The following is a 21,131-nucleotide window of genomic DNA, read 5'->3' on the forward strand; positions in this document are numbered from 1 at the left end:
TTCGCAAGCCCTGCTTTCGTTCTGGGTGCCTGAAGACCCCTCTTGCCCTTCGTGAGATGGCGCCTTGGCCGATTTGCACCCTGGTCATCGGGTTTTCCCTCTCACTGCAGCCCATCTGGTTTTTGTATTCTGTATACAGAGATGACTAATCCAAGCATTCAACTGACGACAGCGCCTGATTTGGTGGAGCAGGTCTATGCCCGATTGCTCGATGCCATCAGCGAAGGCAGCTTGCAAGCTGGCACCCGCTTGAACCAAGAAGAGCTTGCGGCAGGATTTGCAGTGTCAAGACAACCTGTATTGCAAGCCCTGCGTTTGCTCAAAAAAGACGGGTTTGTCGAGGACGCGCCTGGCCGAGGCGTTCAGGTCACGCAACTCGATGTGAACTGGATTGCCAAGGTGTACCAAGTGCGCGGCAGCCTGGATGCTCTGGCCGTGCGTTTGGCCGCCGAGCGGGGCGCCAAGATTGACCCAGAGGTCATGAAACAAGGGCGCAGGGTTCACCAAACGCGCGACGTGCAGGCCATGATCCAAGCCGATTTGGCTTTCCACCGTGCCATTTACCAAGCTTCGGGTAACCCCCTCATTGCACAAAGCATTGAGCTGCACTGGCACCACCTCAAGCGGGTCATGGGCGCGGTGCTGCAGTCATCTGAGCAGAGGCAAACCGTGTGGGACGAACACGAAGCCATTGCGCAAGCCATTGCCTCAGGCAAGGCCGATGTGGCCGTGCGCTTGGTGCAAGAGCACGTCCATGAGGCCAGCGTGCAACTCACGGCCCGACTTTCCGAACAAATTCAACACCTTCAAACAGGAGCGCAAGCATGAGACTGACCCCCGAACAACTGGAACAATTTGACCGCGATGGTTATTTGTTTTTCCCTGGCCTCTTCACCCCAGAAGAAACCAAAAACATGACCGACGCGGTCCCGGAGTTGTACAGCCGCCGCGAGGCCTACAACGTGCGCGAAAAAGGCAGCGACGCCGTGCGCACCAACTTTGCGGCCCACATGTACAGCGAGCCCTTTGCCAAATTGGCACGGCACCCCCGCATGATCGAGCCCGTGCAAGACCTGTTTGGCGAAGAGCTGTACATGCACCAATTCAAGATCAACGGCAAGATGGCTTTTGAGGGCGATGTGTGGCAGTGGCACCAGGACTACGGCACTTGGCTCAACGACGACATGATGCCCACCGAGCGGGCCATGAACGTGGCGATTTTTCTGGACGACGTGAACCCCTTCAACGGCCCGCTGATGTTCATCCCCGGCAGCCACAAAAAAGGCGTGGTCGAAGCCAAACATGACCTGTCGACCACCAGCTACCCCTTGTGGACGGTGGACAACGACCTGATTGCCCAATTGGTGGAGCGCGCCGGCGGCAAAGAGGGTGGCATCGTCAGCCCCACGGGCCCAGCCGGCTCCATGATCCTCTTCCACAGCTGCTTGGTGCATGCATCGGTCGGCAATTTGTCGCCCTGGAACCGAGTGAGTGTGTACCTGAGCCTGTGTGCGGTGTCCAACCACATCCGCCGCCACAAGCGACCCGAATACATCGCGCACCGCGATTTCACACCCATCAGCTGCCTGCCCGACGACTGCTTGGTGAACAGTTACCCCGTGGACTTGCCCTGGAAGACCGGCATGCCTGAAAGCGCCCTGAAAACCTCGTTGGATGTGTTGAAAGAAGCCGCATGAACCTGCACGCCAAACTCCTGCAACGCGCTGCAGAAAACCGCCCCATCCGCATTGGTCTGATTGGTGCGGGTAAATTCGGCGCCATGTATTTGGCGCAAATTCCGCGCACCCCCGGTGTGCATTTGGTGGGCATTGCCGACCTGTCGCCCGACGGCGCCCGCGCCAACCTCGCCCGCGTCGGCTGGGAGGCCGAGCGCCTGTCGGCCCGCAGCCTGGACGATGCCGTCCAACACGGCACCACCCATGTGGGCGATGACTGGCAAAGCCTGGTGCGTCACCCGGCGGTGGACGTGGTCGTGGAATGCACCGGCTCACCCTTGCACGCGGTGGACCACATTTTGGAAGCTTTTGCCCACCGCAAACATGTGGTGAATGTGACCGTGGAGGCCGATGCCTTTTGCGGCCCCCTGCTGGCCACACGCGCTCAAACCGCAGGTGTGGTGTATTCGCTGGCCTTTGGTGACCAGCCTGCACTCATTTGCGATCTGGTGGACTGGGCCCGCACCTGCGGCTTTCCGGTGGTGGCGGCAGGCCGTGGCCACAAGTGGCTGCCGCACTTCAGCGAATCCACGCCCGAAACCGTGTGGGGCTACTACGGCCTCACACCCGAGCAAGCCGCGCGCGGGGGTCTGAACCCCAAAATGTTCAACAGCTTTTTGGACGGTTCCAAGCCCTCGATCGAGAGCACGGCGGTGTCCAATGCCACCGGCCTGGGCGTGCCCAGCAACGGTTTGCTCTACCCGCCTGCCAGTGTTGAAGACATTCCCTACGTCACCCGCCCCATCTCGGAAGGCGGCGTGCTCGAGCGCAAGGGCATGGTGGAGGTGATTTCCAGCCTGGAAACCGATGGCCGCAAAATCCCCTATGACATCCGCATGGGCGTGTGGGTCACGGTGGAGGCCGAGACCGATTACATCAAAAACTGTTTTGAAGAGTACAACGCCCACACCGACCCCTCGGGCCGTTACTTCACGCTGTACAAGCGCTGGCACCTGATTGGGCTGGAAGTGGGCGTGAGCGTGGCCAGTGTCGCTCTGCGCAACGAGCCCACCGGCGTGGCCATCGGCTGGAACGCCGACGTGGTGGCCACCGCCAAGCGCGACCTCAAACCCGGCGATATGCTGGACGGCGAGGGCGGCTACACCGTATGGGGCAAGCTGCTGCCCGCCGCCACCTCCAAGCGCATGGGTGGGGTGCCGCTGGGCTTGGCGCACGGCGTCAAGGTCGTTCGCCCCGTGGCCAAAGGCCAAAGCCTCACTTGGGACGACGTGGCCATGGACACAAGCACCCACGCCTACAAAATCCGGCGCGAGATGGAGGCGACTTCGGTGCTGGGTTGAACGGTCCATTTGTCGGACATCCAGAAAGCCGTGTTGCATCCGCTGCACGGCTTTTTTCTTCTGGATGAAGACAGTCATGGATCTGTCCATCTTGACTCCAGATAAGGGTTTCCCCCGTTAAAATACCGCCTTTGCCGGCCAGCCCCAGTCAGCGGCCCCGGAATGACGGTTTTCTGTCTCTTTACAAGGCCACCCCGTGTCCCTGCACATCACGACTTTTGAAGGCGCCAGCGCCCTCAGCGACTTTCGCATTGCCCAGCTTTTGCCCCGTTTGGCCAGCATTTCGCCGCAAATTCTGGGCATTTCCGCCCGTTTTGTGCATTTCGTGGCCACAGTGCAGCCCCTGCAAGACGCTCAAAAACAGACCTTGTCCGCCTTGTTGACCTACGGCGAACCCTATACCGGACCGGTTGACGGCCCATTGATCGTGGTCAGCCCCCGATGGGGCACCGTCTCGCCTTGGGCCTCCAAAGCCACCGACATTGCACACAACTGCGGGTTGGGGGTGCGCCGAGTGGAACGCCTGACCGAATACCGCTTGACGATGAAATCGGGCTTGCTCAGTACCGCCAAGTTGAGGCCCGAGCAGTTGGAACAGGTGGCGGCCGTGCTGCACGACCGCATGACCGAGTCGGCCATGCCCAGCCGCGATGAAGCCGAAGCCTTGTTCACGGCGCTGGAGCCTGCACCCATGGCCCATGTGGATGTATTGGGTGGTGGCCGTTCTGCATTGGAAGAAGCGAACAAAACCTGGGGCCTGGCCCTGGCCGAAGACGAAATCGATTATTTGGTCTCCGCTTTCACGGGTCTCAAGCGCAACCCCACCGATGTGGAGTTGATGATGTTCGCGCAGGCCAACAGCGAGCACTGCCGCCACAAGATTTTCAACGCCGATTTCACCATCGACGGGGTGGCCCAGCCCAAAAGCCTGTTCGGCATGATCCGCCACACGCACCAAACCAGTCCTCAGCACACCGTGGTGGCGTACTCCGACAACGCCTCGGTGATGGCAGGCCACACGGTGGAGCGTTTTGTGGCCCGAACAGCCAATGATGGCAGCGGAAAGGGCGCGGCTTACCAAGCCGAACAAGCCCTGCAACATGTGCTGATGAAAGTGGAAACCCACAACCACCCGACCGCGATTTCGCCATTTCCTGGCGCATCCACAGGCGCTGGCGGCGAGATCCGCGACGAGGGTGCCACGGGGCGCGGCTCCAAGCCCAAGGCAGGTTTGAGTGGTTTCACTGTGTCCAAGCTTTGGGGCGGCATGAGTGATCAAGCGGGCGGCAAGCCCGTGCACATCGCCAGCCCCTTGCAGATCATGACCGAAGGCCCCTTGGGTGGCGCGGCGTTCAACAACGAATTTGGCCGACCCAACTTGTTGGGCTATTTCCGGGAATACGAACAAACCGTGGACGGCGTGGTGCGCGGCTACCACAAGCCCATCATGATCGCGGGCGGTCTGGGCCAGATCGATGCCGAGCAAACCCAAAAGATCCAATTCCCGGCAGGCAGCCTGCTGATCCAGTTGGGCGGCCCTGGCATGCGCATTGGCATGGGCGGCAGTGCGGCCAGCTCCATGGCCACCGGCACCAACGCGGCTGAACTGGATTTTGATTCGGTGCAGCGCGGCAACCCCGAGATCGAGCGCAGGGCGCAAGAGGTCATCAACCACTGCTGGGCGCAAGGAAAAGATGGAGGCCCCTTCGGTAGGGGCAACCCGATCCTGGCCATCCACGACGTGGGCGCGGGCGGTTTGTCCAACGCCTTCCCCGAATTGACCCATGACGCGGGCCGTGGCGCACGCTTCGATTTGCGCGCCGTCAAGCTCGAAGAGTCCGGCCTGTCCCCCAAAGAAATCTGGTCCAACGAAAGTCAAGAGCGCTATGTGCTGGCGATTGCGCCCGAGTCATTGGCGCAGTTCAAAGCCTTTTGTGAGCGCGAGCGTTGCCCGTTTGCAGTGATCGGTGTGGCCACCGATGAGCGCCAGCTGGTTCTGGAAGACCCAGGCCAGGAGTCGCCCGTGGACATGCCCATGGACGTGCTCTTGGGCAAGCCGCCCAAGATGCACCGCGATGTGCAGACCGTGGTGCGCCAGTCGCCTGCCATGGATTTGACGGGCGTGAGTTTGCAAAAAGCCGTGATTGACGTGCTGAGCCACCCCACGGTGGCGTCCAAGCGCTTTTTGATCACCATCGGCGACCGCGCCGTGGGGGGCCTTACGCACCGCGACCAGATGGTTGGCCCTTGGCAAGTGCCCGTGGCCGATGTGGCCGTGACCTTGGCCGACTACGCGAGCTTTGCTGGCGAAGCCATGAGCCTGGGCGAGCGCACGCCGCTGGCCTCGCTCAACGCCGCAGCCTCGGGCCGCATGGCGGTGGCCGAGGCCATCACCAATTTGCTGGCCGCGCCCATCGAGTTGTCCCGCGTCAAACTGTCGGCCAACTGGATGGCCGCTTGTGGTGAGCCGGGCGAAGACGCCGCTTTGTTTGAAACCGTCAAAGCCGTCGGCATGGCACTGTGCCCGGCGCTGGGCATCTCCATCCCTGTGGGCAAGGACAGCTTGTCGATGCGCACCCAGTGGCAGGCCGATGGACAGACCCACAAAGTCACCTCACCCGTGAGCCTGATCGTCACCGCCTTTGCCAGCCTGAGCGACGTGCGTGGCACTTTGACGCCGCAGCTGGATGCGCAAGAGGGCGACACCAGCTTGCTGCTGATCGACCTGGGCCAAGGCCAAAACCGCATGGGCGGCAGCGTGCTGGGTCAGGTGCTGGGCCAGTTTGGCGACAGCGTGCCCGATTTGGAAGAGCCGCAAGCGCTGGTGAACTTGGTCCAAGCCATCAATACCTTGCGCAGTCAGGGCCAGATCCTGGCCTACCACGACCGCAGCGATGGCGGCTTGCTGGCCGCTGTGGCCGAAATGGCCTTCGCGGGCCATGTGGGCGTGGCGCTCAATGTGGACATGCTGGTGACGGAGGGCGACGGCATCAGCGACAGCCGCGCCGACCATGGCGATGCCAAGAACTGGGCCGGGCAGGTCAGTGCGCGACGCGACGAACTCACCCTCAAAGCCTTGTTCAACGAGGAGTTGGGCGTGGTGCTGCAGGTGCGCACGGCCGAGCGCAATGCGGTGCTGCAAACCTTGCGCGAGCATGGCTTGTCCAAGCACACGCATGTGATTGGCAAGACCCGGCCTGTGCAATCGACCATCCAAAAAGGCGTGGGCGAACTCAGTGTGTGGCGCGACACGAAAGAGGTTTTTTCAGCCAAGCTCGAAGACCTGCACCAAGTCTGGGACAGCGTGAGCTGGAAGATTTGCCAACTGCGCGACAACCCTGTTTGCGCCGATGCCGAGCACGCCGCCGCAGGCCGTGCCGATGACCCCGGCATGCATGTGGCCCTGAGTTTTGACCCGGCCGAGAATGTGGCCGCGCCCTTCCTGAATTTGTCACGCCCCAAAGTGGCGATCTTGCGCGAACAGGGCGTCAACTCGCATGTCGAAATGGCTTACGCCTTTCACAAAGCCGGTTTCGAGTCGCACGATGTGCACATGACCGACCTGCAATCGGGTCGCGCCCACTTGGCCGACTTCAAAGGCTTGGTCGCTTGCGGTGGCTTCAGTTATGGCGACACTTTAGGCGCTGGCATTGGCTGGGCGCGCAGCATCACCTTCAACCCAGCGCTGGCGGCGCAGTTCAAGGCGTTTTTTGGCCGCAGCGACAGCTTTGGTTTGGGTGTTTGCAACGGCTGCCAGATGTTTGCCGAATTGGCGGACATCATTCCAGGCGCCGAAGCTTGGCCGCGTTTCACCACCAACCAGAGCGAGCGCTTTGAAGCCCGCCTGTCCATGGTCGAAGTGCTGGATTCGCCCAGCTTGTTTTTGCAGGGCATGGCGGGCAGCCGCTTGCCGATTGCGGTGGCCCATGGCGAAGGCTTTGCCAACTTCAAGCACCGGGGCCATGCGGCGCAGGCTTTGGGCGCCATGCGCTTTGTGGACAACCATGGCCAGGCCACCGAGCAGTACCCTTTCAACCCGAACGGCAGTGCGGGCGGCCTCACCGCCGTGACCACAGCGGACGGGCGTTTTACGGCCATGATGCCGCACCCCGAACGCGTGTTCCGCAATGTGCAGATGAGCTGGACAAGTGGCGACATCAACGACTCCAGCCCCTGGCTGCGCGTGTGGCAAAACGCCCGCAAGTGGGTGGCTTGACCTCAAGAGCGCATGAAGTCCAACAACCCGGCCCAATGGTTCCCGCCTTCGCAACTGGCTTTTTACTTTGACCAGGGCGCTTGGTCTCGCGGCACCACCCTGTATTTGCAAGACAAGGTCTTGTTTTCGCAACTGACACCTGACGGCGACGGCTGGCGTCTGCAGGGTCAAGTTCAGGGCAATGATGCGCAGCCTTATTCGGTCAATGCCGAACTGCGTGTGAGTGCGGGGGGCAACCTCAGCGAATGGCGCAGCGGTTGCACTTGCCCAGTGGGTCGTTACTGCAAACATGGGGCGGCGCTGGGCATTTTGGCCTCGATGCAAGGCTTGAACCTGCAAAACGAATGGGGTCCAGAGGGGCCTTCGGCCGAAGTGCTGGAGCGCCGTTCGCAAATGGAAAAAGAGCGTGCATTGAGTCAGGCCGAATACCAAGTGCGCGATTGGCTTACCCGCTTGGAGAACGCCAATGGCCCAGCGGCCTACACCTTGCCCGGCAGCACGCACGACCAGTTTGTGTACAGCTTGTCGGTGGTGCAAACCGCTTACAAACCATTGTTTCATTTGGCCGTCAAAAGGGCAGCGCAAAAGCGCAATGGCGAGTGGGGAAAAGCCAAAAAACTGAGCAGCGAGCCCTCTTCGCACGACCCGATTTGGCAAACCAGCACGACGCTGGACCGCGATATCTTTGACCTGTTGAAGGCCTGTCCTGCCGCCAGCAGTTTCAGCTCTTATGGCTTCCAAAGTGAGGTCAAACTGCACGGCATGCCCGGCCAATTGTTGTTGCAGTTGTGCAGCCAAACCGGCCGTTTGGTCTCAGACGATGGCATCGCTTTGCGCTGGCAAGACACCCCGGAAGCTTTGGTGGGAACATGGCGCGAAGTCAAGAGCGATGACCACCAGCCCGATGGCTGGCAGCTTCGCATGCAGCCGATGCGAGAAGGTGTGGTCTTTGGCTTGAACCAGCCCCCTTTTTTCATGGACCCGGTGCAAGGCCTGTGCGGCCCGCTGGATACGCAGGGCCTGAGCGCCAACGAGCTGCAAGTCTTGTCCAACTCACCCGTGTTGCCCGAAAGTGTGGCGTTCAAGTTTCAAAACCAGTTGCTCGAGCGTTTGGGCCCAGTCCCACTGCCACCCGTGATCCAGAAAATGCCCGAAATTCGAGGCATTCGACCCCGCGCTGTGCTGGAGGTTGCGCCCACACACCCCGCTGACCGGGGCTTGCAAGGCCTGTTTTTGGCCGAATTGACCTTTGACTATGGTGGCCACCGCGGCTTTTGGCCGGGCTCCCAAAACCGCGTCATGGTGGGGCAGGGCACACAAGCGCGCATGTTGCAGCGGGATCTGCCCACTGAGCGCAAAGCTTGGGACGCTCTGGCCGCTTTAGGGCTGGTCACTTCAGACGCCAACATGTTGGTCTTGCCTCCTGATCAATCGCAGCAGCGCTGGCTGGCGTGGGTAGAGAGTGACTTTGCCCCGCTGCGCCAAGCAGGTCTGGATGTCCATTTCATTTCGGGCAACACCCCGTGGTTGCGCGAAGCCGAGGACGTGCACATCGATTTATTGGGTGACGCCGAAGCGCCAGAAACCTCTCCTTGGTTTGACTTGTCGCTGGGCATGGACATCGACGGTCAGCGCATCAACATCCTGCCTTGGGTGCCCACTATTTTGACGACCCTGGCACACATCAGCAGCGCCACCGCTGAGGGTGAAAAGGCCGCCTTGCCGCCGTTTTTGTACCTGCCCGACCTGAAGGGCGAAGGCTTCGTCAAGTTGCCAACGGCCAAGATTGAGCCTTGGCTGAGCACCTTGATGGAGCTGGTGTCTGAGCGCGGGCGTGACTGGAGCGGTGGTGCGTTGCGCCTGTCGCGCCTGGAAGCTTTGCGCACCGCTGCCTCGCTGGGCGACGGGGTCGCTTGGGCGGGCGCACAAAGCCTGATGAATTTGGTTCAGCAGATGCGCGGCCTCAGCACCTTGCCTGGGGTGCCGGTGCCCGACAGTTTGCAAGCCACCTTGCGGCCCTACCAGCAGCAGGGCTTGAACTGGTTGCAGTTCTTGCGCACCCATCAATTGGCCGGTATCTTGGCCGACGACATGGGCCTGGGCAAAACCCTGCAAACGCTGGCGCATATCCTGACCGAGAAAGAAGCCGGACGGCTGACGCATCCCGCGCTGATCGTGGCCCCGGTCAGCTTGCTGGGCAATTGGCAGCGCGAAGCCGCCCGGTTTTGCCCCAGCCTGCGCACCCACATTCACCACGGCCTGACGCGTCATGACGCTGCCCAAGACTTGCGTGGTTTTGACATCGTGCTCACGCCTTACTCCTTGCTGCACCGCGACCGCGATCTGTGGATGGCCACCGATTGGCACCTGCTGGTGCTGGACGAAGCACAGAACATCAAGAACGCCAACACGACTGCTGCGCAAACCGCGGGCGATATCCCGGCCCGACACCGCTTGTGCCTGTCGGGGACACCCATGGAAAACCACTTGGGTGAGCTCTGGAGCCTGTTCCACTTTTTGATGCCTGGCTTTTTGGGCAGCCAAAAACGTTTTGGCGAGCTTTTTCGAAACCCGATTGAGCGCCAAGGCCACAGCGAAAAAATGGACCAGCTGCGCAAGCGCATCACCCCCTTCATGCTGCGCCGCACCAAGGATGTGGTGGCCAGTGAGCTGCCGCCCAAAATCGAAACCCTGATGCCAGTGCCGATGCAAGGCCAACAGGCCGACCTGTACGAAACCATCCGTTTGGGCATGGAAAAAACCGTGCGCGACGCGCTGAACGCGCAGGGTTTGGCCAAATCGCAAATCACCATCTTGGATGCACTGCTGAAGTTGCGCCAAGTGTGTTGCGACCCGCGCTTGCTCAAGCTGGGCGCGGCCCGCCAAGTGCAGCAATCGGCCAAGCTGGCGCAGTTGCTCGACATGCTGCCCGAGATGGTGGCCGAGGGGCGCAAGATTTTGCTGTTCTCTCAGTTCACCCAAATGCTGAGTTTGATCGAGCAAGAGCTGCCGCGTCTGGGCATCCCCTGGGTCAAGCTCACGGGGCAAAGCAAAAATCGCGACGCCATCATCGACCAATTCACCAGCGGGCAGGTGCCGCTGTTCCTGATCAGCCTCAAAGCGGGGGGGGTGGGCCTGAACCTGCCGCAGGCCGACACCGTGATCCATTACGACCCGTGGTGGAACCCCGCAGTAGAAAACCAAGCCACCGACCGCGCGCACCGCATTGGGCAAACGCAAAGCGTTTGGGTGCTCAAGCTGGTGGCTCAGGGCACCATTGAAGAACGCATGCTGGCCCTGCAAGAGCGCAAAGCCCAACTGGCGCAAGACATGTACTCGGGTGCTGTACAGCGCAAAGAACCGCTCTTTGGGGAGTCGGATCTGAATGAACTCTTCAAGCCCTTGGGCTGATCCAGGGGCTGCACGGTGATGCTGAAAGCCTGGTTGATCGTGGCAGCCGTTGCGATGGGAGCCTGCAGTCCTGAGAGGCCTGCAGAGACCGCCAGCCCCTCTGGCCCAGGCACATGGGTTTCGATCGATGCTTTCAGCCCCGATGTGCAAGAAGCCGCCCGTTTTGCGGTGCAGACCTTTGCGGTCCAAAACAAGCAACGGGTGCTTTACAAAGACGTGACCCAAGCCCGTCAGCAAGTCGTGGCAGGCTTGCAGTTTGAACTGGCCTTGCAAGTCACGCTGGATGGGACCCATCAGCGCGCCCAAGCCCTCGTTTGGCGACAAGCAGATGGGGTTTACAAACTGCAGTCTTGGGCTTGGCTGGACTGATCCCCGCAGAATCAGTGCAGACCCACCACAGGGCCTGATTTGTAGAACTGAACAGGGCTTTCCGGGACGGCATTCAACACCGACTTCTTGATCTTGCCCACCACATGCATTTCGCAGGGTTTGCAGTCAAAGCGCAGGGTGAGCTTTTCCTTGCCGTTGATCAATTGCATCGGCTCGGCTTTGACCGTGCCTTGCACACCGGTCACGCCTTTGGCCTGCTTGGGACACAAACTCAGACTGAAGCGCACGCAGTGCTTGGTGATCATCAGGCTGACTTCACCGAGTTCTTCCTGGCTCTCATAGGCCGAATCGATGACCTTGACACCGTGCTTGGCATAAAAATCACGGGCCTTCTGGTTGAACACATTGGCCAGGTAAGTGAGGGTGTCTTCCGGGTAGGCGACCGGCGGTTCCACCGGGACAGCACGCGGCAAACGGTGCAAACCCTGTGCGCGTGCAGTTTCCAGTGCCTGCAAGGCTTCTCGGCGCAAAGCGTTGAGCTGTGAAGGGGGCACAAACCAGGGTCGGGACAGGGTGAGCTGCACATCGAGCGGCTCGAACAAGGTGTCGCCCAATTTGCCCAAGGCTGTTTTCAGTTTGTCCTCGGCTTGGGCCGCGTCATGGGGTGCTTGCCAGGCGATGGCCAGCTGCGCAGTGCCCACGTGCCCGGCTTCGTCGGTCAGCGTCAGCTGCAATCCATCACCCTTGGCCGCTGGGCTCTCGCTCAATTGCATCCAAACGCCCATACGGCGTTCAGCCGATTTTTTATCCAGCGTACGCACCCAACTCATGTCCCGGTTGCGGTTGATCTGCACGCCTTTGCGCAAGTCCTTGAAGCCGGCCATCGGGTCTTTGGGAAACAACTTCCACACACCTGGGGTTTTTTGCGCTTCGGCGCGGTTGATCTGCAGTCCGATCAATTCCTTTTGCAGGTCGTAGTAGCAAAGGCCATCGCCGTTGTGCAACTCGGTAGACGGTTCATCGGTGTGGATCTCGACATGCTCGGGCGTGACCTTGCTGACCCAGCCAATCGGCTGGCCAGGGTTCTTGGGCGTGTCAAAGGCGCCAATGTCTTCCTTGCGGCCTTGCACAAAGTAGTCGGTGAACTCTCGGTTGAAGTTCTGATTGGGGTCGGGCTCGAAGCTGAAAGTGGTGCGTCCATGAGACGCGGCGGCCAGCTCGGGGCGCTCGGTCAGCACCTCGTCGAACAGCTTGCGGTAATGGGCCGTGATGTTCTTCACATAGGCCATGTCCTTGTAACGGCCTTCGATTTTGAAGCTGCGGATGCCTGCGTCCACCAGGTCGCGCAGGTTCTCGCTTTGGTTGTTGTCCTTCATGCTCAACACATGCTTGTCGTGCGCCACGATGCGGCCTTGCGCATCTTTCACTTCGTAAGGCAATCGGCAGGCTTGCGAGCAGTCGCCGCGGTTGGCGCTGCGGCCGGTGTGGGCGTGGCTGATGAAGCACTGACCGCTGTAGGCCACGCACAAAGCGCCATGCACAAAAAATTCGATCACCGTGCGGTCGGTGTCGATCACATCGCGGATGGCGCTGATCTGCGGCAGCGTCAGTTCGCGGGCCAGCACGATCTGGCTCAAACCCGCGTCTTGCAAAAACTTGGCCTTTTCGGGCGTTCGGATGTCGGTCTGGGTGCTGGCATGCAACTGGATGGGCGGCATGTCGATCTCGAGCAAGCCCATGTCTTGCACGATCAGCGCGTCCACGCCCGCTTCATAAAGCTGCCAGGCCTGTTTTCGCGCGGCTTCCAATTCATCGTCTCGCAAGATGGTGTTGAGCGTGACAAAAATGCGGCTGTGAAAGCGGTGTGCGTATTGCACCAGCTTGGCGATGTCTTGCACCGAGTTGTCGGCGGTGGAACGAGCGCCGAACGAGGGACCGCCGATGTAGACCGCATCGGCGCCATGGTTGATGGCTTCGATCCCGATGTCGAAGGTGCGGGCTGGGGCGAGGAGTTCGAGTTGGTGAGGCTGCATGGGCTGTGATTATCCCAGAGCGCTCGTCACAGAGCGTCGCAGAGACAAAAAACGCGACCTCAGTCGCGTTTTTGAAGTCAGTCCAATTCAGATCACTGGATCTTGGCTTTGCTGCGCAGCCCTTCCTGGAAGCTGCTGAGTTTTTGCTGCTGCAGTTGCTGGGCAATCTGGGGTTTGACATCGTTCAATTTGGGCAAATCGGCTTCGCGCACATCGTCCACACGGATGATGTGAAAACCAAACTGGCTCTTGACCGGCGTGTCTGTCATCTGGCCCTTGGCCAATTTCACCATCGCGTCTGAAAACTCGGCCACATAGCTGCCGGCAGCCGCCCAATCCAAGTCGCCACCGTTGGCACCCGACCCTGGGTCCTTGGAGGCTTTTTTGGCCAAATCTTCAAATTTGGCGCCTTTTTTGATGTCGGCGATCAATGCCTTGGCTTCGTCTTCCTTTTCAACCAAGATGTGCCGGGCACGGTATTCCTTGCCACCATTGGCAGCAACGAATTTGTCGTATTCGGCTTTGATTTCAGCGTCGGTGACCGGGTTCTTTTTCTGATGATCGGCAAACAATTGGCGGATCAAAATGGTCTGACGGGCCAGTTCCAACTGGGTCTTGTAGTCGTCCGAGGCGTCCAGGCCACGCTTGCGGGCTTCTTGCATGAAGACTTCACGGGCAATCAACTCTTCCTTGATTTGGGCCATGATTTCAGGCGTGATGGGCCGGCCAGAGGCTTCAACTTGCTGCTGCAAGGCTTTGATGCGCGACGATGGCACCGGCTTGCCATTGACCACAGCCAGGTTTTGCGCCAGAACAGGTGCGGCCAGCAGGGCCACCAAAGCGGCGCTGAACAATTGCTTTTTCATGGGGTTTTCCTCAAATACAAAGAGACGGATACAGGTCAAAGTAAAAACGAATTCAAAAAGTGGGCGAATTGTGACGGGCCCAATTCAGATCAGTTCGATGGCCAAAGCGTGCAAGCCTTGGTCGATGAAATCTTGCAGCGCATCATACACAAGGCGATGGCGCTGAACCCGGCTGAGCGATTCAAACAAGGGGGAAGCAATGCACACACGCATGTGTGTCCCTTGGCCGCTCTCGTTGGCGCCCATGTGGCCGGCGTGGTCGGCACTTTCGTCAAGGACACGCAACTCGGTGGCTTGCAGCCGCTCCATCAAGCGCGCATGGATTTGTTGACTCAGGGGAAGGGGGATGGCGTTCATTCTTTGTCGGGATTTTGGGTGGCGTCGTTGTCTTTGGGCAGGTATCTGGAAATGTAAATTCCTTGACCCAATATGAACACCAAGGGGAAAACATAACCCCAGAGTTTGAAATTGACCCAGTCTTCGGTGCTGAAATAGTGGGCCACATAGGCATTGATGGTGGCCATGAAAATGCAATAAACCATCCACGACAGGTTCAAACGGTTCCATACCGCGTGGGGCAGTTGCAATTGTTGGCCCAACAGCAGGTGCAAAAAGTTCTTTTTCAAAAACCAGTGCGCCACAGCCAAGGCCATGGCCAGACCTGAATACAAAAGGGTAGGCTTCCATTTGATGAAGCGCTCATCGTGCAAGCTCAGCGTCAGGGCACCAAAGCCCAGCACCAGCACCAGCGTGATCTTGTGCATGGTTTGGAGCTTGCCTTCGAGTTTGTACAGGATGGCCGTCTGCAACACAGTTGCACCCATCAACACCGCTGTGGCGGTGTAGATGTCGGCCATTTTGTAGGCCCCAAAAAACAACAAGATGGGGAAAAAATCGAGAACGAATTTCATGAGGAACGTGGAAAAACCGCGCCTTGTGCGCAGCCGGTTGGGGTCAAGAGGCTTCGAAGTCTAACGAAGCGGAATTCATGCAGTAACGCAAGCCGGTCGGTGCAGGACCGTCCTCGAACACATGCCCCAAATGGGCACCACATTGGGCGCAAACGGTTTCTACCCGGCGCATGCCGTGGCTGTTGTCGACGCGGTCCTCGATGGCACCATCCACGGAAGATTGGTAAAAGCTGGGCCAGCCACAACCCGCGTCAAACTTGGTGTCGGATTTGAAGAGCTCGGCATCGCAGCACACGCAGCGGTAGGTGCCGCGTGCCCAATGGCCTTCGTATTTGCCCGTGAAGGGGCGCTCGGTCGCCGCTTGGCGCGTGACCGCAAAGGCCACAGGCTCAGCGCCTTTGGCAGCCAGCAGGTCACGCCATTCTTGGTCGGTTTTTGTGATTTTGCTCATGAGGAACAGCTGATTTCAAGTTGACCCGCCCAATCTGGCGGCAAATCGGCATAGGCTTCAAAGCCCGTATGCTCGTCGAAAGGGGACTTTAACAAGTTGTGCAGGACTTCGATTTCAGAAAAATCGCCCAGTTGGGCTTGGCGAATGGCGATTTCGGCCAAATGGTTTCGCAGGACGAACTTGGGGTTGGTGCGCAGCATCTGCTGGCCCATGGCCGCGAAGCTGCCTTGGCCTGCTCGCTCGCCATAACGGGCTAGCCAGGCCTGCAGACGGGGGCGGTCCAGCACCAGATCGGTGACGCTGCGCCAGCCCGCATCGGTCAAAGTCGCGTTTTTCGATTGCAGCGACACCGCTTGGCTCAATTGCCGCCAGAACACCGTGAAGTCCACTTTTTCGGCCGCCATGTGCTGCATCACGTCTTCCACCAAAGTCCAATCGGCTTCGCGTTCGGATTCGGGCGCCAGGTCGCCGACCAGGCCCAGTTTGGCCCGCATGGCATCACCCAGACAGCGGGGAAACAGGGTTTTGTAAACCTCGAGCACCTGCAGCGTCATGTCGTGGTCATCGATCAGCGGGGCCAAGGCCTGGGCCAGGCAGTACAAATTCCAGTAAGCCACATTCGGCTGGCGGCCATAGGCGTAGCGGCCTTGGTAGTCCGAGTGGTTGCAAATGTGAGCGGGGTCAAAGCCGTCCATGAACTGGAAGGGGCCGTAGTCGATGGTCAGGCCCAAGACGCTCATGTTGTCGGTGTTCATGACCCCGTGGCAAAAACCCACCGCCTGCCACTGCGCCAACAGCTTTGCGGTGCGTTCTTGCACCTCGTCCAGCAAGGCCGCATACACATTGCCCTGCCACTGCGCGGCTCGCTCGCGGCACTCGGGCAGGTGGTGGGCAATGACATGGTCGGCCAGCGTGCGCAGCTTGTTGGTGTCGCCTTGGGCCGAAAAGTGTTCAAAGTGCCCAAAACGCAAAAAGCTGGGGGCCACACGGGCGACCACGGCGGCGGTTTCCAAGGTCTCGCGCCGCACCGGCTCGGGCGAAGCGACCAAGCTCAGGGCCCGGGTGGTCGGGATGCCCAATCCGTGCATGGCCTCGCTGCACAAATACTCTCGAATGCTTGACCGCAAAACGGCCCGACCGTCGCCACCACGCGAGTAGGGCGTGCGGCCAGCGCCTTTGAGTTGAATTTCTTGCGGCCCATGGTCAGATTGCGCCTCACCCAACCAAATGGCCCGGCCATCCCCTAATTGACCTGCCCACTGGCCAAACTGGTGGCCGCTGTAAACCGTGGCCAAAGGCATAGAACCGGCCATCAAGGCATTGCCGCCCAAAGCTTGCAGATGGGTTTCGTCAAACAAGGCGGCAGGCCAACCCAGCTCTGTACGCAATGCTTCGTTGCGAGCCGCCCAAGTGGGGGCGGCCAACGGGGTGGGCTGCAAAGGCGTGAAAAAGTCCGGGCCTAAGTGGCTCAAGCGATGGGTCCAGTTCAAAACGGACAGATCGTGGGGCGGATGGACAGGAACATCCAAGGGAGCAATGGTCATGTGCCCATTGTCACGCCCTTGACAAGTACCCGCTGTTTGGCGGGTTTTAGGGGAGGGCTTTTGAATCACGGGGTGCACAATCAACCGTTTCAGAAACATCCACTGGACAGGAGACACCCCATGCTGGGATTGATGCAACAGCAATCATTGCTGATTTCTTCGTTGATTGATTTTGCCGAAAAACACCATGGCGACAGCGAGGTGGTCTCGCGGCGTGTCGAGGGTGACATTCACCGCAGCAATTGGGCACAGGTGGCACGCCGTTCGCGTCAAGTGGCCAACGCGCTGGACGCTCAGAACGTGCCACATGGGGCCCGTATCGCCACCTTGGCTTGGAACGGATACCGTCACCTGGAACTTTATTTTGGCGTCAGCGGATCGGGCCGCGTCTTGCACACCATCAATCCGCGCCTGCACCCTGAACAAATGGCTTGGATTGCCAACCATGCCGAAGACCAAGTCTTGTGTTTTGACATGACGTTTTTGCCTTTGGTCCAAGCTTTGCATGCCCATTGCAAGACCGTGACCCATTACGTGGCCCTGTGCGATGCCGACAAACTGCCCGCCGACTCGGGCATCCCCAATTTGCTGAGCTACGAAGCTTGGATGGGGCAACAGGCCGACACTTACGCTTGGCCACAGCTCGATGAAAACACCGCTTGCAGCCTTTGCTACACAAGCGGTACCACAGGAAATCCCAAGGGTGCCTTGTACAGTCACCGATCGACTGTCTTGCACGCGTATGCAGCCGCATTGCCCGATTCCATGTGCATATCTGCCAGAGACGCCATCTTGCCTGTGGTGCCCATGTTCCACGTCAATGCTTGGGGTATTCCTTACAGTGCGGCCATGGCCGGTGCCAAGCTGGTGTTTCCAGGTCCCGCCTTGGACGGCAAATCGGTTTACGAGTTGATCGAATCCGAAGGTGTGAGTTTTGCAGCCGGTGTTCCCACGGTGTGGCAAATGTTGCTGGGTCACATGAAGCCGGCAGGCCTGAAGTTCAGCACACTTCAGCGCACCGTGATCGGTGGTTCGGCCTGTCCGCCAGCCATGATCGATGCTTTCCGAGAGGATTACGGGGTGGACGTTTTGCACGCTTGGGGCATGACCGAAATGAGCCCCTTGGGCACCGTTTGCACCTTGAAAAACAAGCACTTGGGCTTGCCTGCCGACGCGCAAATGAAGTTGCGCATGAAACAAGGTCGATGCATTTACGGCATCGACATGAAGATCGTGGATGCCGATGGCCGTTCATTGCCGCATGACGGCAAAGCCGCTGGCGACCTTTTCGTCAAAGGCCCCTGGGTCATTGCCACTTATTACAAGCAAGAAGGTGGAGACCCCTTGTTGGAGGGATGGTTCCCCACTGGCGATGTGGCCACCATCGATGCCGACGGCTTCATGCAAATCACCGACCGCAGCAAAGACGTGATCAAGTCGGGCGGAGAATGGATCAGCTCCATCGATGTTGAGAACATCGCCATGGGCCACCCGGCCGTGGCCATGGCGGCGTGCATCGGCATGCGGCATCCCAAATGGGACGAGCGGCCGATTGTGTGTGTGGTCAAAAAGCCCGGATTGGAGGTCAGTCGCGAAGAACTGATCGCTTTTTATGAAGGGAAAACGGCCAAGTGGCAAATTCCAGACGATGTTGTTTTTGTCGATGCCATTCCTTTGGGTGGCACAGGCAAGATGCTCAAAACACGCCTGCGTGAGCAATTGAGCCATTACGTGTTGCCTGGGCTTTGAAACCATCATGAATTGAAGATTAAAAGTCGCGGGGGTGATATGCCTTAGGGGCAAACCCCGAGCGATTTTCATTTTCCAGCGGTTACGCTGTGCATGTTTTAGATTCACAACGCAGGAGACCCTGAAATGAAAACCACCATCCGTTTGATCGCGGCAACCGCTTTGGTCGTCAGCAGCTTTGGCGCATACGCCCAAAAAGGCGAAACCGTCAAAATAGCTTGGATTGATCCTCTATCGGGTCTGATGGCACCTGTTGGCAGCAACCAGCTCAAAAGCTTTCAGTTTTTCGCTGAAAAGTTCAGCAAAACCAACCCTGCAGGCGTTAAGTTTGAGGTCATCGGCATCGACAACAAGTTGAGCCCCGCCGAAAGCCTGAACGCGCTCAAGGCCGCCATGGACCAAGGCGTGCGTTACATCACCCAAGGTAACGGCTCGTCGGTTGCTGGCGCCCTGATCGAAGCCGTGAACAGACACAACGAACGCAACCCTGGCAAAGAAATCATTTTCTTGAACCACTCTGCGGTTGACCCAGATTTCACCAACAGCAAGTGCAGCTACTGGCACTTCCGTTTTGATGCCGACACGTCCATGAAGATGGAGGCCATGACCACCTTCATGAAAGACCAAAAAGACATCAAAAACGTCTACCTGCTCAACCAGAACTATTCGCACGGCCATCAAGTGGTGCGTTATGCCAAAGAAAACTTTGCACGCAAGATGCCCGATGTCAAGATCGTTGGCGAAGACCTGCACCCCTTGGCACAAGTTCGTGATTTCGCACCCTACATCGCCAAGATCAAGGCATCGGGTGCCGACACCGTGATCACTGGTAACTGGGGCTCTGACTTGGCTTTGCTCATCAAGGCGGCCAACGAGGGGGGTTACAACGGCAAGTTCTACACCTATTACACCGGTGTGACGGGCACACCGACGGCTTTGGGTCAAGGCGGTGCTGGGCGTGTTTTCCAAATTTCCTATAACCACTACAACATGGGTGGCGACATGGGCAAATGGATGGCCGAGTTCAAGCAAAAGTTCAACGATGACTTCTACACAGGCTCTGTGATTTCGATCTACAGCGCTCTGGGTGAGGCCATGGCCAAGGCCAAATCGACCGACCCTGTCAAAGTAGCGGCTGCTCTTTCTGGCTTGACCTTCAAGAGCTACCACGGCGAAGTGCAAATGCGCAAAACCGACCACCAGTTGCAACAACCTCTGTGGATGACGGTCTGGCAAAAGGCGGACAAGAAGTTCCCTTACAGCCCAGAAAACACTGGCATGACTTTGGCTCCTGTCAAAGATTTCCCATCCTTCGTCTCCAGCACGCCCACCAGCTGCCAGATGAAGCGTCCTGGCTGATCACAACACAGCCAAGCTGTTCAGTCTTGCAGGGCATCGACACTTCGTCTTTGCCCTGCAATGTGGGCCCAGACCCGATCAACACACGTTCATCGGGTCTTTTGTTTTTTGATTCCCCTTATTGGGTTGGTTGTTTGACCCACTTTCGGTAACGCAGTTAGACCCTTGAAGGTCTGGAAAGTTTTTTATGGAGTTTTTCATCATCTCCATGCTCAACGGTCTCAGTTACGGACTGTTGCTCTTCATGCTCAGCTCCGGCCTGACGCTGATTTTCAGCATGATGGGTGTGCTCAATTTTGCACACGCCAGTTTTTACATGGTCGGGGCTTATTTTGGCTACACCTTGTCCGGCTGGATTGGTTTTTGGCCCGCCTTGGTGATCGCGCCATTGCTGGTGGGTGCTTGCGGCGCTGTCTTCGAACGCATCACCCTGCGCAAGGTTCATCCTTTTGGCCATGTCCCGGAGTTGTTGGTGACCTTTGGCTTGTCCTATGTCGTGTTGGAATTGGTTCAATTGGTTTGGGGTCGCACGGCCGTGGAGTTTCCCCCCCCCGAAATTTTGCGCAGCTCGGCGTTCACCCTGATCAACCACTCGGTGGATGGTCTCAGTTTTGTTTGGGGTGCCGCACCAGCTGAGGCATGCACCGCGGCAGATACCGCTATTCGTTTGGTGTGTTCACCTTTCCCGGCCACGCGTGGCTTCATGATGTTGGTGGCTGTTTTGATGCTGTTGTCATTGTGGCTCTTGCTCACCCGCACCCGCATTGGTCTGGTGATTCAAGCAGCTTTGACGCACCCCGAAATGGTCGAATCCTTGGGCCACAACGTGCCTCGGGTATTCATGTTGGTTTTTGGGGCAGGCACCGGTTTGGCCGGCTTGGCCGGTGTCATTGGTGGCAGCACTTTTGTCACCGAGCCCGCCATGGCAGCCACTGTCGGTTCGGTGATCTTTGTGGTGGTGGTCGTGGGCGGTATGGGCTCTTTGTCTGGCGCTTTCTTGGCCTCGGTTTTGATTGGCGTGATCCAGACCTTTGCGGTGGCCATTGATTACTCTTTCCTCACACTGGCCAAGGACATGGGTTGGGCGTTGTCGGCCGCCACGCAAGAAAACTCTTTTGCAAAACTGACGATTTCACAGGTCGCACCGATCTTGCCCTACTTGTTCTTGGTTCTGATCCTGATCTTCCGGCCCAAGGGCCTCTTGGGCACACGCGAAGGTTAAGC

General features: G+C 58.7%; 15 protein-coding genes. 9 read left to right on the forward strand and 6 right to left on the reverse strand.

Features of this window, described 5'->3' with window-relative positions; all coding sequences use genetic code 11:
- Window positions 1-141 precede the first annotated feature (141 nt).
- From B472_RS00355 to B472_RS00380, 6 genes are all read left to right on the forward strand, one after another.
- On the forward strand, window positions 142-828 hold the full coding sequence (locus tag B472_RS00355; RefSeq protein ID WP_019427829.1) for a GntR family transcriptional regulator: 687 nt from the start codon (window positions 142-144) through the stop codon (window positions 826-828).
- Entirely contained in the window at window positions 825-1,697 is an 873-nt protein-coding gene (locus B472_RS00360; protein WP_019427830.1) for a phytanoyl-CoA dioxygenase family protein, read from the forward strand. Before B472_RS00355 ends, B472_RS00360 begins: the two co-directional genes overlap by 4 nt.
- On the forward strand, window positions 1,694-3,037 hold the full coding sequence (locus B472_RS00365) for an NAD(P)H-dependent oxidoreductase (protein WP_019427831.1): 1,344 nt from the start codon (window positions 1,694-1,696) through the stop codon (window positions 3,035-3,037). Before B472_RS00360 ends, B472_RS00365 begins: the two co-directional genes overlap by 4 nt.
- 196 nt (window positions 3,038-3,233) lie before the next feature.
- Complete coding sequence (purL, locus tag B472_RS00370) at window positions 3,234-7,253, forward strand: phosphoribosylformylglycinamidine synthase (protein WP_019427832.1); 4,020 nt, start codon at window positions 3,234-3,236, stop codon at window positions 7,251-7,253.
- 12 nt (window positions 7,254-7,265) lie between these two features.
- Entirely contained in the window at window positions 7,266-10,664 is a 3,399-nt protein-coding gene (locus tag B472_RS00375) for a DEAD/DEAH box helicase (RefSeq protein ID WP_019427833.1), read from the forward strand.
- Between the two features lie 18 nt (window positions 10,665-10,682).
- Window positions 10,683-11,033, forward strand: coding sequence for a cystatin domain-containing protein (locus tag B472_RS00380; RefSeq protein WP_019427834.1), 351 nt, complete (start codon window positions 10,683-10,685; stop codon window positions 11,031-11,033).
- Between the two features lie 11 nt (window positions 11,034-11,044).
- On the opposite strand, the gene B472_RS00385 is transcribed toward B472_RS00380, so the two are convergent.
- The 6 genes from B472_RS00385 to B472_RS00410 form a co-directional block, all read right to left on the reverse strand.
- Window positions 11,045-13,027, reverse strand: coding sequence for a U32 family peptidase (locus tag B472_RS00385; RefSeq protein WP_019427835.1), 1,983 nt, complete (start codon window positions 13,025-13,027; stop codon window positions 11,045-11,047).
- Window positions 13,028-13,119: 92 nt separating this feature from the next.
- Window positions 13,120-13,893 (reverse strand): peptidylprolyl isomerase, encoded by a 774-nt coding sequence (locus B472_RS00390; protein ID WP_019427836.1) that lies wholly within the window; start codon window positions 13,891-13,893, stop codon window positions 13,120-13,122.
- An 84-nt stretch (window positions 13,894-13,977) separates the two neighbouring features.
- On the reverse strand, window positions 13,978-14,250 hold the full coding sequence (locus B472_RS00395; RefSeq protein ID WP_081504987.1) for a BolA family transcriptional regulator: 273 nt from the start codon (window positions 14,248-14,250) through the stop codon (window positions 13,978-13,980).
- Window positions 14,247-14,804, reverse strand: coding sequence for a septation protein A (locus B472_RS00400; protein WP_019427838.1), 558 nt, complete (start codon window positions 14,802-14,804; stop codon window positions 14,247-14,249). The genes B472_RS00395 and B472_RS00400 overlap by 4 nt, the downstream gene beginning before the upstream one ends.
- A gap of 43 nt (window positions 14,805-14,847) precedes the next feature.
- Window positions 14,848-15,255 (reverse strand): peptide-methionine (R)-S-oxide reductase MsrB, encoded by a 408-nt coding sequence (gene msrB, locus B472_RS00405; RefSeq protein ID WP_019427839.1) that lies wholly within the window; start codon window positions 15,253-15,255, stop codon window positions 14,848-14,850.
- Complete coding sequence (locus B472_RS00410) at window positions 15,252-16,799, reverse strand: YdiU family protein (protein WP_026039709.1); 1,548 nt, start codon at window positions 16,797-16,799, stop codon at window positions 15,252-15,254. Before B472_RS00410 ends, msrB begins: the two co-directional genes overlap by 4 nt.
- Before the next feature lie 120 nt (window positions 16,800-16,919).
- On the opposite strand from B472_RS00410, the gene B472_RS00415 reads away from it, so the two are divergent.
- The 3 genes from B472_RS00415 (at window position 16,920) to B472_RS00425 (ending at window position 21,129) form a co-directional block, all read left to right on the forward strand.
- Window positions 16,920-18,548, forward strand: a complete 1,629-nt coding sequence (locus B472_RS00415; RefSeq protein ID WP_019427841.1) for a 3-(methylthio)propionyl-CoA ligase — start codon at window positions 16,920-16,922, stop codon at window positions 18,546-18,548.
- A gap of 126 nt (window positions 18,549-18,674) precedes the next feature.
- Window positions 18,675-19,907, forward strand: coding sequence for a branched-chain amino acid ABC transporter substrate-binding protein (locus B472_RS00420; protein WP_019427842.1), 1,233 nt, complete (start codon window positions 18,675-18,677; stop codon window positions 19,905-19,907).
- Between the two features lie 187 nt (window positions 19,908-20,094).
- Window positions 20,095-21,129 carry a branched-chain amino acid ABC transporter permease gene (locus B472_RS00425; protein ID WP_019427843.1) on the forward strand — a complete coding sequence of 345 codons (1,035 nt, stop codon included), beginning with the start codon at window positions 20,095-20,097 and terminating at the stop codon, window positions 21,127-21,129.
- Window positions 21,130-21,131 lie beyond the last annotated feature (2 nt).

Source organism: Limnohabitans sp. Rim28 (assembly GCF_000293865.2).
Taxonomy (GTDB): domain Bacteria; phylum Pseudomonadota; class Gammaproteobacteria; order Burkholderiales; family Burkholderiaceae_C; genus Limnohabitans_A.

Excerpts from the sequence above, each read along its gene's own strand:
- B472_RS00355 (WP_019427829.1), top strand. The coding sequence starts at position 142 with ATGACTAATCCAAGCATTCAACTGACGACAGCGCCTGATTTGGTGGAG.
- msrB (WP_019427839.1), bottom strand. The coding sequence starts at position 15,255 with ATGAGCAAAATCACAAAAACCGACCAAGAATGGCGTGACCTGCTGGCT.
- B472_RS00410 (WP_026039709.1), bottom strand. The coding sequence starts at position 16,799 with ATGACCATTGCTCCCTTGGATGTTCCTGTCCATCCGCCCCACGATCTG.
- B472_RS00425 (WP_019427843.1), top strand. The coding sequence starts at position 20,095 with ATGGAGTTTTTCATCATCTCCATGCTCAACGGTCTCAGTTACGGACTG.
- B472_RS00385 (WP_019427835.1), bottom strand. The coding sequence starts at position 13,027 with ATGCAGCCTCACCAACTCGAACTCCTCGCCCCAGCCCGCACCTTCGAC.
- B472_RS00420 (WP_019427842.1), top strand. The coding sequence starts at position 18,675 with ATGAAAACCACCATCCGTTTGATCGCGGCAACCGCTTTGGTCGTCAGC.
- B472_RS00375 (WP_019427833.1), top strand. The coding sequence starts at position 7,266 with ATGAAGTCCAACAACCCGGCCCAATGGTTCCCGCCTTCGCAACTGGCT.
- B472_RS00360 (WP_019427830.1), top strand. The coding sequence starts at position 825 with ATGAGACTGACCCCCGAACAACTGGAACAATTTGACCGCGATGGTTAT.
- B472_RS00365 (WP_019427831.1), top strand. The coding sequence starts at position 1,694 with ATGAACCTGCACGCCAAACTCCTGCAACGCGCTGCAGAAAACCGCCCC.
- B472_RS00400 (WP_019427838.1), bottom strand. The coding sequence starts at position 14,804 with ATGAAATTCGTTCTCGATTTTTTCCCCATCTTGTTGTTTTTTGGGGCC.
- B472_RS00380 (WP_019427834.1), top strand. The coding sequence starts at position 10,683 with ATGCTGAAAGCCTGGTTGATCGTGGCAGCCGTTGCGATGGGAGCCTGC.
- B472_RS00415 (WP_019427841.1), top strand. The coding sequence starts at position 16,920 with ATGCTGGGATTGATGCAACAGCAATCATTGCTGATTTCTTCGTTGATT.
- B472_RS00395 (WP_081504987.1), bottom strand. The coding sequence starts at position 14,250 with ATGAACGCCATCCCCCTTCCCCTGAGTCAACAAATCCATGCGCGCTTG.
- B472_RS00390 (WP_019427836.1), bottom strand. The coding sequence starts at position 13,893 with ATGAAAAAGCAATTGTTCAGCGCCGCTTTGGTGGCCCTGCTGGCCGCA.